Origin of the sequence: Streptomyces sp. NPDC046909 (assembly GCF_040644695.1) — a bacterium.
Classification (GTDB): Bacteria; Actinomycetota; Actinomycetes; order Streptomycetales; family Streptomycetaceae; genus Streptomyces.
This window is the reverse complement of record NZ_JBEYXC010000016.1, coordinates 255,511-268,408: the sequence shown is the minus strand read 5'-3', so window position 1 is coordinate 268,408 and position 12,898 is coordinate 255,511. Positions and strand designations below refer to the sequence as shown.

Sequence of the window (12,898 nt, the reverse complement as noted above, 5' to 3'; positions counted from 1 at the left end):
GCGGCATTGTTGAGGCGATAGCCCAGCTCCTCGGCCGCCGCGAGAACACGCCGCCGCGCCTCATCGGAAACATACGGCTCATTGTTCAGAACCCGCGAGACCGTCTTACGCGACACCCCCGCCACCCGGGCGACATCCACACCGCGCGGCGTCGGAGAGCCCAAGCGACGCTCAGCTCCAGATGTCATGAAATCTCCCAGATGAACGAATGTCTGCGTCGAGCGAGGTCATCGGTATGGCCGCGCTGTCTGATCGCGCGGTCATATCTACGCATCAGGCAGCGGTACGTCAAGAGTTCTCGCAAGGTCACCTCTGTCGCGCGGCGGAGGTCGCGGCGGTGTCGGCGGGTTGGTGCAGGCGGCTCCACGAGATTGACGGTGGCGTCCGTCGCCGGGTCAGTGCAGGTCAGATACTGGATTTCGGAAGTCGGGTGGTGTGTGCGGCAACTCCGTCGAGCGAGGTTGGGGGGCCTTGTGGTGGCATCCGAGAGGCTCCGGCCGCTAGAAGGTGCTGAACGCGAGCCCTTGACAGAGCGTCCCCTGAACGTTCACGCTTCCTCGCGTTCGCGGATCGGATTTGTTCGATCGCGTTGGTTTCTGGTCGCATAAGTGACCCGCCTTCTCTCATCCCTCGTCGGGTCGACGTGTCAGCCTGGATACGACGGCCCTCTCAGGAGCCGTTCATGCGTGATCTCTCGTCCTCCCTTCCTGCCCCCAGCCGTCGAGGTGTGCTCAAAGGCGTGGGTGGCGCCGCTCTCCTCAGTGCCGGGATCCCCCTGCTGAGCGCCTGCGGCAGCAGCGGCAGCTCGTCCGACCCGAAGACCGTCACCCTGGGTTCGAACCAGTCCGACGCCGTGCCGAAGAAGGCCTACGGCGAGATCTACACGGCGTTCACCAAGCAGTCCGGGATCACCGTCAAGGTCAACACGAAGGACCACAACACCTTCCAGGAGCAGATCAACTCGTATCTGCAGGGCACGCCGGACGACGTGTTCAACTGGTTCGCCGGGTACCGCATGCAGTTTTTCGCGCAGAAGGGCCTCGCGTCCCCGATCGACGACGTGTGGGAGAAGATCGGGGGCAACTTCCCCGACGCGATGAAGAAGCTCAGCAAGGGCGCGGACGGCAAGTACTACTTCGTGCCGCTGACCACGTACCCCTGGGCGGTCTTCTACCGCAAGAGCGTCTTCCAGCAGTACGGCTACGAAGTCCCTACCACCTGGGACGAGTTGGTCGCGCTGTGCAAGCAGATGAAGAAGGACGGCCTGGTCCCGATCGCCTTCGGCGACAAGGACGCCTGGCCCGCGATGGGCACCTTCGACCAGCTCAACTTCCGCCTCAACGGCTACGACTTCCACGTCGAGCTGATGGCCGGCAAGGCCGCCTGGACCGACGCCAAGGTCAAGGCCGTCTTCGACCACTGGGCCGAGCTGCTCCCCTACCACCAGGACGGCTTCATGGGCCGTACCTGGCAGGACGCCGCGCAGACCCTGGTCTCGAAGAAGGCCGGCATGTACCTCCTGGGCACCTTCGTGGCCCAGCAGTTCACCAACAAGGCCGACCTGGACGACCTCGACTTCTTCGCCTTCCCGGAGATCAACTCCGCGTACGGGCAGGACACGGTCGAGGCGCCCACCGACGGCTTCATGGTGAGCAAGTCGCCGAACAACAAGGACGGCGTCGCCAAGCTCATGGAGTACCTGGGCACCCCCGAGGCCGAGCAGATCTACCTCAAGGCCGACACCAGCGTGGTGGCCGCCTCCACCAAGGCCGACACCTCCTCGTACACCGTCCTGCAGAAGAAGGCGTACGAGATGATCTCGGGCGCCAAGAGCCTCACCCAGTTCATGGACCGCGACTCCCGCCCGGACTTCACCTCCACGGTGATGCAGCCCGGACTGCAGAAGTTCCTCCAGAACCCCAAGGACGTCGACAGTCTGCTGTCCTCGATCGAGCGCCAGAAGAAGACGATCTTCGCGTCCTCCTGAACTGAGCGGCTAAATGACTACCGAGACCCCCACGAAGAGCCCGGAGGCGGCCGCAGTGCCGCCTCCGGGCCCCGCGCCTGTCGTCAACCGGGTCCCGCAGGGCCACCAGCGCCTGCTGACCCGCCGTGACCGCGTCACGCTCGCCTTCATGGCGGGCGTGCCCACCATCCTGCACGTCGCCCTGGTCTGGCTCACCGCGATCGCCTCGATCGCGCTGGCCTTCACCACCTGGGACGGCATCGGCTTCGACTCCATCAAGTGGGTCGGCCTGGACAACTTCCGCCAGTTGTTCACCGACAACCCGCAGTTCTGGCCGGCCGTACAGCACAACATCATCTGGTTCGTCGTCCTGATCCTGATCCCCACGCCGATGGGCCTGTTCCTGGCCCTGCAGCTGGACAAGAACATCCGGTTCAGCCGCGTCTACCAGACCGCCTACTTCCTGCCGGTCGTGGTCTCCCTCGCGGTCACCGGCTTCGTCTGGCAGTTGGTCTACAACCCCGACACCGGCCTGATCAACAGCATCATCGGGGCCAACAAGCCCGGCCACTACATCGACTGGATCGGCGATCCCAAGCTCAACCTGTGGGCCGTGCTGATCGCCGCGTCCTGGCGGCACACCGGCTACATGATGATCCTCTACCTGGCCGGCCTGAAGGGCGTCGACCCGTCGCTGCGGGAGGCCTCCGCGCTGGACGGCGCGAACGAGTGGCAGACGTTCAAGAACGTCATCTTCCCCACCCTGCGCCCGACCAACACGGTCGTCCTGGTGGTCACCATCATCGAGGCGCTGCGCGCCTTCGACCTGGTCTTCGTCTTCAACAAGGGCGCCCAGGGCACCGAGTTGCTGTCGATCCTGATCACCAACAACATCATCGGCGAGTCCAGCCGGATCGGTTACGGCTCCGCGATCGCCGTCGTCCTTCTGGTGATCTCCCTCGCGGTCATCATCCCGTACCTGATCGCGACCTTCCGGAAGGAGCGGCGCGCATGAGCACCACCGTCGCCACCAGCGCGCCCGCGGGGCAGCGCACGCCCGTCCGTCCGGCCCGGATCCTGTTGCACGTGTTCCTGGTCGTCACCTCGCTGGCCTGGCTCGCCCCGCTGCTGTGGGCCATCTTCGCGGCGCTGCGGCCGTACTCGGAGACCAGCAACAAGGGTTACGTGTCCTGGCCGGACAAGCTGACCTTCGACAACTTCAAGAACGCGTTCGAGCAGTCGGACATGCTGCACTACTTTGGCAACACGCTGATCATCGCGGTGCCGGCCGTACTGCTGACCCTGTTCCTCTCGTCGATGGTTGCGTTCTACGTCAGCCGCTTCGACTTCCGGCTGAACATCGCCCTGCTGCTCGTCTTCACCGCGGGCAACCTGCTCCCGCAGCAGGTCATCATCACCCCGCTGTACCGCATGTACCTGCTCATCGACCTGCCCGGCATCACCGCCAGCGGCAAGCTGTACGGCTCCGCACTCGGCCTGGTCCTGATCCACGTGGCGTTCCAGTCCGGCTTCTGCGCCTTCGTACTGTCGAACTACATGCGGATGCTGCCGCACGAGCTGACCGAGGCCGCGCTGGTCGACGGCGCCTCGGTGTGGCGGATGTACTGGCAGATCGTGCTGCCGCTGTGCAAGCCGGCGATGGCCGCCCTGGCGACGTTGCTGTCCATCTGGATCTACAACGACTTCTTCTGGGCGATCGTGCTGATCTCGACCGGCGAGAACATGCCGATCACCTCGGCCCTGAACAACCTCTCCGGCCAGTACTTCACCGACCCCAACCTGGTCGCCGCGGGCGCGCTGCTGACCGCGATTCCGACGCTGATCGTGTACTTCGTGCTGCAACGGCAGTTCGTGAGCGGTCTGACGCTCGGCGCCAACAAGGGCTGACAGTCCATCAAGTCACCTGATTCCTGCTATGTCCCGGAGTAACCACCAGTGAGCACAGAACGCCGTCTTCGCCTGCCCGGCATCGCCTACGGCGGCGACTACAACCCCGAGCAGTGGCCCGAGGAGGTCTGGGCCGAGGACGTCCGCCTCATGCGCGAGGCCGGCGTCAACATGGTCAGCGTCAACATCTTCTCCTGGGCTCTACTGGAGCCGCGCGAGGGCGAGTTCGACTTCTCGCGCCTCGACCGGATCCTCGCCCTGCTCCACGACAACGGCATCGCCGCCGACCTCGCGACCCCGACGGCGGCTCCGCCGGCCTGGTTCTTCCGCGCGCACCCGGAGGCGCTGCCGGTCGGCAGGGACGGCAGGGGACTGTCGTACGGCAGCCGCCAGACGTTCTGCCCGTCCAGCCCGGCGTATCGCGAGGCGGCCCTGCGGATCGCGGGGGAGCTGGGTCGGCGCTACGCGGACCACCCGGCCGTCGTGATGTGGCACATCCACAACGAGTACGGCTGCCACAACGCGGAGTGCTTCTGCGACGTGAGCGCGTGTGCCTTCCGGCGCTGGCTGCGGTCGCGGTACGGCGACCTCGCGGCCCTCAACGACGCCTGGGGCACCACCTTCTGGAGCCAGTGGTACTACGACTGGGACGAGATCATCCCGCCCCGTACCACCGGCGCCGATCCCAACCCGACCCACCGGCTGGACTGGCGGCGCTTCTGCTCCGACGAACTGCGTTCCTTGTACAACGCCGAACGGGATGTGCTCCGTCATGCCGCGCCCGGCGTCCCGGCCACCACCAACTTCATGGTGAACTTCAGCATCGAGGCACTGGACTACTGGCGCTGGGCACCGGAGCTGGACATCGTCTCCAACGACCACTATCTGCGCTCGACCGACCCCGAGTCGCAGATCGACATCGCCCTCTGCGGTGATCTGGTGCGTTCGATGGCAGGTGCCCCCTGGTTGCTGATGGAGCACTCCACGGGTGCCGTCAACTGGCAGCCGGTCAACAGGGCGAAGAATCCTGGTGAGTTGCGCCGCAACGCCCTGGCGCACGTCGCCCGCGGCGCCGACGGCATTCTCTTCTTCCAGTGGCGAGCGGCGAAGGCCGGCGCCGAGCAGTGGCACTCAGCGATGCTGCCCCACGCAGGCACGGACAGCCGCATCTGGCAGGACGTTGTACAACTCGGCGCCGACCTGCGCGCATTGGCCGAGGTGCGTGGCAGCAGCAACCCCGCGAAGGTAGCCATCGTCTGGGACTGGGATGCCCGTTGGGCCTTGGAACTACCCTCCCAGCCCAGCGGTGAACTGCGCTTCCTGGACCTGGTGAGGGACTGGTACACGCCGTTGTGGAGGGCGGGCGTCGCGGTCGACTTCGTGCGCCCTGACACCCCCGGCCTGGACCGCTATCAGCTCGTTCTCGCCCCCAGCCTGTACCTGGTCGACGACGCGGGCGCGGCCAACCTCACCGCGTTCGTCGAGGGGGGCGGCACCCTGGCCGTGGGCTTCCACAGCGGCGCGGTCGACCAGAACTGCCATGTGCGCCTGGGTGGCTATCCCGGCGCCTTCCGAGAGATCCTCGGGGTGCACGCGGACGAGCTCTTCCCGCTGCTGCCCGGTCAGTCGGTCGGCCTGGTCGGCCAGGTCCCGCAGGGCGCGACCGCCGACCTGTGGACCGAACGCCTCCGGCTCACCGGGGCGCAGGCCGTCGCGACGTACGCCGACGGATCGCTGGTCGGAGTGCCGGCGATCACTCGGCACGCCTACGGGAGTGGAACCGCCTGGTACGTCGCCACCCATCCGGACTCCGACACGCTGGCCGCCGTCCTGGAGCGCATCGGCCAGGAGGCGGGCGTACGGCCGGAGCACGAGGTACCGGTCGGCGTCGAGGTGGTGAGGCGGCGCGGCTCCGATGGCGACTACCTCTTTTTCATCGATCATGCCGGTCACGGCGCCGAAGTCCCCGCCGAAGGAGTCGAACTCCTCACGGGCAAGCCGGTCGTCGGCTCCGTCACCGTCCCCCGAGGAGGCGTCGCCGTGGTTCGTGGAGCGCGGCTTGATTGAGTGAGCACGGAATCGAGCGTCGGCCGACTCGGGGAACCTTGGTCCAACTCCATGGCTCAACATCGGAGGGCACGACCAGCCCCCGGGCCGGCTCAGTTGTCCGGGCCCCGTGGTCGCTGACAGCGCACTCCACGGGGCCGTCGCCACACCGCCCTCGCGTACGGCGCCGATGGCACCCTCTTGGGCAGGGGCAGGGGCAGGGGCTTCGGGTCTGAGACCTTCAGGCAAACGCGTCGACACCGGTCAGTTCCGACGAGATCGTCCACAGGTGTGCCGCCTGCTCAGGGTCGATGGCCCACTTGTTGACACCGACCCGGTCGGTGATGTCGGTGGCCTCGTCGTAGGCGGGGGCAGGGTCGGCGATGCGGCAGTCCTCCAGGTAGATGCCGCCCAGCCCAGCCAGCTGGGGCGACGTCGCTGCCCACACCTGAGTGGCTGCACCCTCTTCCGGGGTCTTGAATCCGTCCTGCGGGATCGGGTTACCGTCCTCGTCGTACCATCCGTTCGCGACCACTTCCTCCTTGGGAATGTGACGCAGGAGGGGAGTGAGGATGCCGCCGGGGTGGAGTGCGAAAGCCCGCACGCCCTGTTCGCGGCCGAGTCGGTCCAGGTGGACCGCGAACAGGACGTTTGCGGTCTTCGCCTGACCGTACGCCTGCCACTTGTCGTAGCCGTGCTGCCAGTGGAGGTCGTCCCAGCGGATTCCGGAGAAGTGGTGGCCTCGCGAGGACACCGAGACTACGCGGGCGCCCTCGCTTGCGATCGCCGGCCACAGCCGGTTGACCAGCGCGAAGTGGCCGAGGTGGTTGGTGGCGAACTGAGCCTCCCAACCGGGGCCGACCCTGGTCTCGGGGCAGGCCATGATCCCGGCGTTGTCGATCATGAAGTCGATCGGGCGGTCAGAGGCGAGGAAGCGCCCGGCGAAGGAACGTACGCTGTCCAGATCGGCGAGGTCCAGCTCGTCGACCTCGACGCCCTCGACATCCGACAGTGCCTCCTGTGCGACGGCGGGCCGACGGGCCGGAACCACGACCCGCGCGCCCGCCTTCGTGAGGGCGCGCGTCGTCTCCAGCCCGAGTCCCGAGTAGCCGCCGGTGACGACAGCGAGCTTTCCGGTCAGGTCCAGGTCGGTGAGAACATCGTCGGCGGTGCTGTGGGCGTCGAAGTCCGATCCGATCTCGTTCTGTGCAGTGATCATGTCAAGAGGCTAGAACTTTGAGTTCTCTCGAAGTCAAGCGGAAGCCGGTTTCTCGGTAAGTCAGTCGGTCTCGCTGTGGCCAACCTAAGGGGGGAGTCTTTTCTCCTACGCAGCCCGTACCCAGGCAAAATCCTTCCCCTCCTGGCGCGTGTAATTTCCTGGCACTGTTATCACGAGGCCAACCGCGCGCTGCGCCCTCGTGCCCTGCTGAGTACCTATGTGCGGCAGGGAAATCTCTGACGCGAGCGAGAGGCGTTCCTCTTCAACGGTTCGGCTTCTGCCGGTTCCTCAGCGCCGAGGCGTCCGACCCGCCTGCTCATCCGTCAGGAAAGAGAACACCCCCCCATGTCCGTGACTCAGTTCCGTCCCGGGACGTCACCTCTCGTTGCCCCCGAACCGCGCTGGAGCGCCCGTCTCTGGGCCGTCCTCGCCGTTCTGTGCCTGGTGCTGTTCCTCGACGGTCTCGACGTCTCCATGGTCGGCGTCGCCCTGCCCTCCATCGGCCACGACCTCGGCATGGCCACCGGCTCGCTCCAGTGGATCATCAACGGCTACGTCCTCGGCTACGGCGGACTCATGCTGCTCGGCGGCCGCACCGCCGACCTGCTCGGCCGTCGCCGCGTGTTCCTCGCCGCGCTGGCCGTGTTCGCCGCCGCGTCGCTGCTCGGCGGCCTCGTCGACAGCGGTTCGCTGCTGATCGCCACCCGCTTCGTCAAGGGTGTCGCCGCAGCGTTCACTGCACCCGCCGGTTTGTCGATCCTCACGACGACGTTCCCGGAGGGACCGCAGCGCAACAGGGCCCTGTCGGTCTTCAGCCTCTTCGGCGCCCTCGGCTACTCCTCGGGCCTGATCCTCGGCGGCCTGCTCACCGGGTTCGGCTGGCGCTGGACCTTCCTGATGCCGGTGCCGCTCGCCCTTCTCGCGCTGGTCGTCGGCCTGATCCTGATCCCGCGCGACCGCCGCACCGAGACTGGCGGCCAGGACCCGGCCGGAGCGGTCACCCTCACCGCGGGCATGCTGCTCGCCGTCTACGCCGTGGTTACCGCCCCTCAGACGGGCTGGACCTCCGCGGCGACGCTCGCCGCCTTCGGCGTCGCCGTCCTGCTGCTGCTCGCCTTCGTCCTGATCGAGCAGCGGGTCCGCCACCCGCTGGTCCGCTTCGGTATCCTGCGCAAGGCCACCACGGTGCGGGCCAACCTCAGCATCGTCGCGCTGATGGGCTCCTACCTCAGTTTCCAGTTCATGATGACGCTGTTCCTGCAGGACGGCCTTGGCTGGTCACCCCTGCGCATGGCGTTCGCGCTGCTGCCCGTCGGCCTGATCGTCGCCGTCGGCTCGCCCCTGACCGGCCGACTCGTCAACCGCTTCGGTACCGCACCGCTGATCATCGCCTCGATGACGTCGTCGACACTTGGTTACGTCTGGATTCTGGCCACGGCCGGCTCGTCCCCCGACTACCTGTTCGCGATACTCCCGTCAGTGATCCTTCTGGGTGGCGGTTTCGCGTTCGGCTACAGCGCCATCATGGCCCAGGCCACCGAGGGCATCGACGACTCCGAGCAGGGTCTTGCCTCCGGCCTGGTACAGACCTCCGGGCAGGTCGGCGCGGCCCTCGTCCTCGCCGTGCTCACCGCGGTGCTGGCCGGAGCGGGCGACAGCGGCGCCGACTTCACCGTCTACCGGCCCGGCCTGAACCTCGTCACCGGCGTCGCCGCGATCGGACTGTTGCTGAACCTGGTCCCCGCGCTGCGCCTACGGCGACGCTGAAAACCAGTCGGTACGAACGGCGAGGGCCCGGCAGCAGAGCTGCCGGGCCCTTTGGGAATGCGCAATCAGATGGTGGCCGTGTCGATCACGAACCGGTAGCGGACGTCACTCGCCAGCACCCGTTCGTACGCCTCGTTGATCTCGGACGCGGCGATCAGCTCGATCTCTGCGCCGAGCCCGTGCTCCGCGCAGAAGTCGAGCATCTCCTGGGTCTCGGCGATGCCGCCGATAGCGGAGCCGGCGATCGACCGGCGGCCCATGATCAGGGAGAAGACGTTGACCGAGATGGGCTCCTCGGGGGCGCCGACGTTGACCAGAGCGCCTTCGATCTTCAGCAGGTTCACGTAGGCGCTGAAGTCGAGCGGGGCCGAGACCGTGGAGACGATGAGGTCGAAGGTGCCGGCCAGCTCCTCGAAGGTCTTCGGGTCGCTGGTGGCGTAGTAGTGGTCGGCGCCCAGCTTCAGGCCGTCGTCCTTCTTGCGCAGCGACTGGGAGAGGACCGTGACCTCTGCGCCGAGCGCGTGCGCGATCTTGACGCCCATGTGGCCGAGGCCGCCCAGACCGACGATCGCGACCTTCTTGCCGGGGCCGGCGCCCCAGTGCCTCAGCGGGGAGTACAGGGTGATGCCGGCGCAGAGCAGCGGCGCGGCCTCGTCGAGGGAGAGGCCGTCGGGGACACGGACGACGTAGTTCTCGTCGACGACGATCTTCTCGGAGTAGCCGCCGTAGGTGGGCTCGCCGTCCTTGTCGAGGTAGTTGTACGTCTGGATCATGCCGGTGCCGGTGCAGTACTGTTCCCGGCCCGCCTCGCAGTTCTTGCACTCGCGGCAGGAGTCGACGAAGCAGCCGACGCCCACACGGTCACCGACCTTGTACTTCGTGACACCGGAGCCGACCTCGGAGACCACTCCGGCGATCTCGTGGCCGGGGACCATCGGGAAGATGGCGGTGCCCCAGCCTTCGCGGACCTGATGGATGTCGGAGTGACAGATGCCGGCGAACTTGATGTCGATCAGGACGTCGTGCTCGCGGACCGCACGGCGCTCGATGGTGGTGCGCTCCAGCGGAGCCTTCGCCGTGGGAGCGGCGTACGCGGCGACAGTGGTCATGGGTGGATATCTCCTAGCAGCGTTCTTGTGCCCGGCTGCCTTCTGTCCGGGCACCATTTCGAGCATGCCTCGTCGCCGCGCACTTACCAGGGGAGGAAATATTCCTACGTTTGGCGTGCCTGTCATTGGCAGGGGCAAGCTCATGGGCATAGCGACCGCGGGTCCAAGAACAACTGCTTCTGGGTGATATGAATCACCTTCGATAGAGGGGGGTTAATTTCTCCTCTTTTCGCGTCCATGTCCACGTGTCAAGGTCGAGTTCTGACATTTCTCGCCCATGGGCCACGGATTGGGAATTCATGTCCGTGGCCATTGAACCGCTGACGGGACGCAAGGAATCGATGAGCAAGGTCATCTTCATCACCGGCGCCGACCAAGAGTCGGAGGAGCGCCCATGACGACGTCGACGCTGGACCGGCCGGAGGCTCCCGCAGTCGTTCCGGAGCGGCTGTCGCCCGTCGAGCGATCCGGGAAGCGGAGGGTCCGCAGCGCGTTGTGGTGGGTGGCCTGCCTGGTCTGCGGCGGTCTTCTGGGCCTTGCCCTCGCCGTCGTCGGCACTCTGCGCGGACGGGCGCCGTCCCGTTTCCGGGTGGGGGTGATCACGGTCGGAGCGGCGATACAACTGGTGCTGGCCGGTTCCTTCGCGGTGGCCGGAGCCGTCGGCGGCGGTCCGTGGGAGGCCGCCCGTGCGGTGGTCAACGCACCGGTCTCCGGGGCGGCCCTGCTCTACGGTGTCGGCAAGGGCGGCGAGTTGCACCAGAACGACAACGGGACCACGGCGGTGGTCCTGGATCACGGGGTCGTCCGCGCCGGCACCATGTTCGGAACCGTCTTCCTGACCGACCAACGCGTGGAGGCGAACACACCGCGGACAGACCGGCTGTCGGAACACGAGGCCCGGCATGCCGACCAGTGGGCGGCCTTCTCGATTGGCGCCGGTCCGGCCACCTTCCCCACGTTGTACGCCCTTGACGAGATGTTCTTCCCGGGCGCCTTCAACCACTTCGAACGTCAGGCCGGTCTGCAGGACGGCGGCTACGACACTCCGTCGGACTGCCCGTCCATCGCGGGCCGACTCGCCGTTGTCTCCGTCGGCCTGGTGGCAGGCTCCGTCCTGGTCATTCGGCGCCAGATCCGCCCTGCGACTTCGTCCCGGTCGTGAGGGCTATTCCTCCGGGGCGTGCCCGGCCAGGCGCACCTCTTCGTTGTCGAGGGCTGCCTGGAGTCGGCGCAGGACCGTGTCGTCGATTCGGCGGTCATCGCGTAGGCGGACAACGGTGGCACGTTTGTGCGCGACGAGTGCGAGACGGAGCGCGGTGTCGTCCTGGTCGTGGCGCAGAGCCGGGTGATCGTCCGTGGCTCCGCTGCCACGGGCGTGTACGGCGGCCAGGTGCACCTCGTACTCCTGGCGCAGCCGCTCGACGACCTGCGGATCGGTCCCCAGCTCGTCCGCGAGGTCCGGCATGGCCTTGAAGGCCTCCTCCGCGGCGGTGGTCTCCGCGAGGACCAGCTCCTCCTCGACCGACGTGTCACGCGGGAACCGGGCCCAGCGCACCGCGCCCGGCAGCAGCAGTCCCTGCCCGACCAGCGTCACCACGATGACGCCCGAGGTCACGAAGACGATGAAGTCACGGTCGGGGAAGGCTTCCCCCGAGTCAAGCGTCTGCGGTACGGACAGCGCCACGGCGAGCGAGATTGCGCCCCGGAAGCCGGCGAACCCGCTGACCACGCGGGCCCGGTGACTGATGCGCAGCTCCTGTTGCTGCGGGCGGCGGTCGATCATACGGATCAGATAGGCAGACGCAAAGAGAAACGCGAATCGGACGGCGACGACGACGCCGGAGACGACGGCCACCGCGATGAGCGCATCGTGGAGGTCGGAACGGCCGAGGGCGCGGACCGCGTACTGGAGCTCCACCCCGACGAGAACGAACAGGGCGCCGTTGATGATGAACGTGGCCAGCGGCCAGAACGCCAGCGCCTGGCGACGGTGCTCGGCGCGGATCAGGCTGGGGGCGACCTGCGCCATGATCAGTCCGCACACGACGACCGCGAGAACCCCCGACGCCTCGACGAACTCGGCGACCAGGTACGCGGTGAACGGTGCCAGGATCATGACCAGGTTGCCCAGCAGAGGGTCGTCCAGACGCCGCCTCAGGTTCATGTTCACCCACGCGATCGCGACGCCCACCGCCGCTCCGCCGCCGTAGGCGAGCAGGAACAGCCCACCGACGTGCGGCAGGGTCAGGTGCTCTTCACCGACCGTGATGCCCACCGCGAGCCCGTAGACCACCAGGGCGGTGCCGTCGTTGACCAAGCTCTCCGCGCGCAGCACGGTGACCGCGCGACGCGGCAGAGCACGTGCCAGGACGCCGACCGCGGTCGCGTCCGTGGGCGCCACGGCCGCACCGAGTACCCACGCCGGCCCCCACGGCAGCCCGAGGGCGTGCCCCGCGGCCGCGACGGCCCACGCCGTGAGGATCACGAGGACGGTGCTCATCAGCACGATGCCCCGCAGGTTGGTGCGGATCTCCCGCGAGGATGTGGTGAGGCTCTCCCAGTAGAGCAGCACCGGCAGGAAGAGGAGCAGCACCACATCCGGTGGCAACTGGGCTTCGCGTACCTGTGGGATGAGTCCCAGGAGGAGACCCGCCCCGAGCAGCAGGACGGGTGGAGCGACACCGAAGCGACGCCCCACTGCGTGGCACACCAGCACGGCCACGCCCAGCAGTACGACGAGTTCGAGACCGAGCAAGGTGCATCTCCTGGCGGAGCGAAGGACGGGAGCTCAGGAGCCGAGGGCGTCGACCACATGCCGGACTCCGCGGTGAGAGTCTCATTGCGGCGGGGTGCGTTCCAGGGGAGGAAAAATGTCCCCCTTCG

Annotated in this window: 10 protein-coding genes; 6 read left to right on the top strand and 4 right to left on the bottom strand. The window is 67.2% G+C overall.

What is annotated here, in order from left to right:
* Positions 1-188, bottom strand: a 188-nt coding sequence (locus ABZ928_RS40840) for a LacI family DNA-binding transcriptional regulator (RefSeq protein ID WP_361530594.1), incomplete at its 3' end; no start/stop codon positions are given.
* Positions 189-682: 494 nt separating this feature from the next.
* Here ABZ928_RS40840 and ABZ928_RS40835 point away from each other — a divergent pair.
* From ABZ928_RS40835 to ABZ928_RS40820, 4 genes are read left to right on the top strand one after another with little or no spacing between them, the layout of a single operon-like run.
* Positions 683-1,987 carry an extracellular solute-binding protein gene (locus ABZ928_RS40835; RefSeq protein ID WP_361530591.1) on the top strand — a complete coding sequence of 435 codons (1,305 nt, stop codon included), beginning with the start codon at positions 683-685 and terminating at the stop codon, positions 1,985-1,987.
* A 13-nt stretch (positions 1,988-2,000) separates the two neighbouring features.
* The gene (locus ABZ928_RS40830; RefSeq protein WP_361530588.1) at positions 2,001-2,981 is read left to right on the top strand and encodes a sugar ABC transporter permease; all 981 of its coding nucleotides are present in this window, start codon (positions 2,001-2,003) and stop codon (positions 2,979-2,981) included.
* Positions 2,978-3,874, top strand: a complete 897-nt coding sequence (locus tag ABZ928_RS40825; RefSeq protein WP_361530585.1) for a carbohydrate ABC transporter permease — start codon at positions 2,978-2,980, stop codon at positions 3,872-3,874. Before ABZ928_RS40830 ends, ABZ928_RS40825 begins: the two co-directional genes overlap by 4 nt.
* 48 nt (positions 3,875-3,922) lie before the next feature.
* Positions 3,923-5,941: a beta-galactosidase gene (locus ABZ928_RS40820; protein ID WP_361530582.1), complete on the top strand. Its 2,019-nt coding sequence runs from the start codon at positions 3,923-3,925 to the stop codon at positions 5,939-5,941.
* A 220-nt stretch (positions 5,942-6,161) separates the two neighbouring features.
* On the opposite strand, the gene ABZ928_RS40815 is transcribed toward ABZ928_RS40820, so the two are convergent.
* Positions 6,162-7,139, bottom strand: a complete 978-nt coding sequence (locus ABZ928_RS40815) for an SDR family NAD(P)-dependent oxidoreductase (protein WP_361530579.1) — start codon at positions 7,137-7,139, stop codon at positions 6,162-6,164.
* Between the two features lie 345 nt (positions 7,140-7,484).
* On the opposite strand from ABZ928_RS40815, the gene ABZ928_RS40810 reads away from it, so the two are divergent.
* On the top strand, positions 7,485-8,906 hold the full coding sequence (locus ABZ928_RS40810; protein WP_361530576.1) for an MFS transporter: 1,422 nt from the start codon (positions 7,485-7,487) through the stop codon (positions 8,904-8,906).
* Between the two features lie 65 nt (positions 8,907-8,971).
* Here the strand turns inward: ABZ928_RS40810 and ABZ928_RS40805 are convergent, their stop codons facing one another.
* A complete protein-coding gene (locus ABZ928_RS40805) occupies positions 8,972-10,015 on the bottom strand; it encodes an NAD(P)-dependent alcohol dehydrogenase (protein ID WP_361530573.1) in 1,044 nt (347 codons plus the stop codon).
* Positions 10,016-10,409: 394 nt separating this feature from the next.
* Between ABZ928_RS40805 and ABZ928_RS40800 the strand changes: the two genes are divergently transcribed.
* Entirely contained in the window at positions 10,410-11,177 is a 768-nt protein-coding gene (locus tag ABZ928_RS40800) for a hypothetical protein (RefSeq protein WP_361530570.1), read from the top strand.
* Between the two features lie 3 nt (positions 11,178-11,180).
* On the opposite strand, the gene ABZ928_RS40795 is transcribed toward ABZ928_RS40800, so the two are convergent.
* Complete coding sequence (locus ABZ928_RS40795) at positions 11,181-12,770, bottom strand: Na+/H+ antiporter (protein ID WP_361530567.1); 1,590 nt, start codon at positions 12,768-12,770, stop codon at positions 11,181-11,183.
* Between the last annotated feature and the right edge of the window lie 128 nt (positions 12,771-12,898).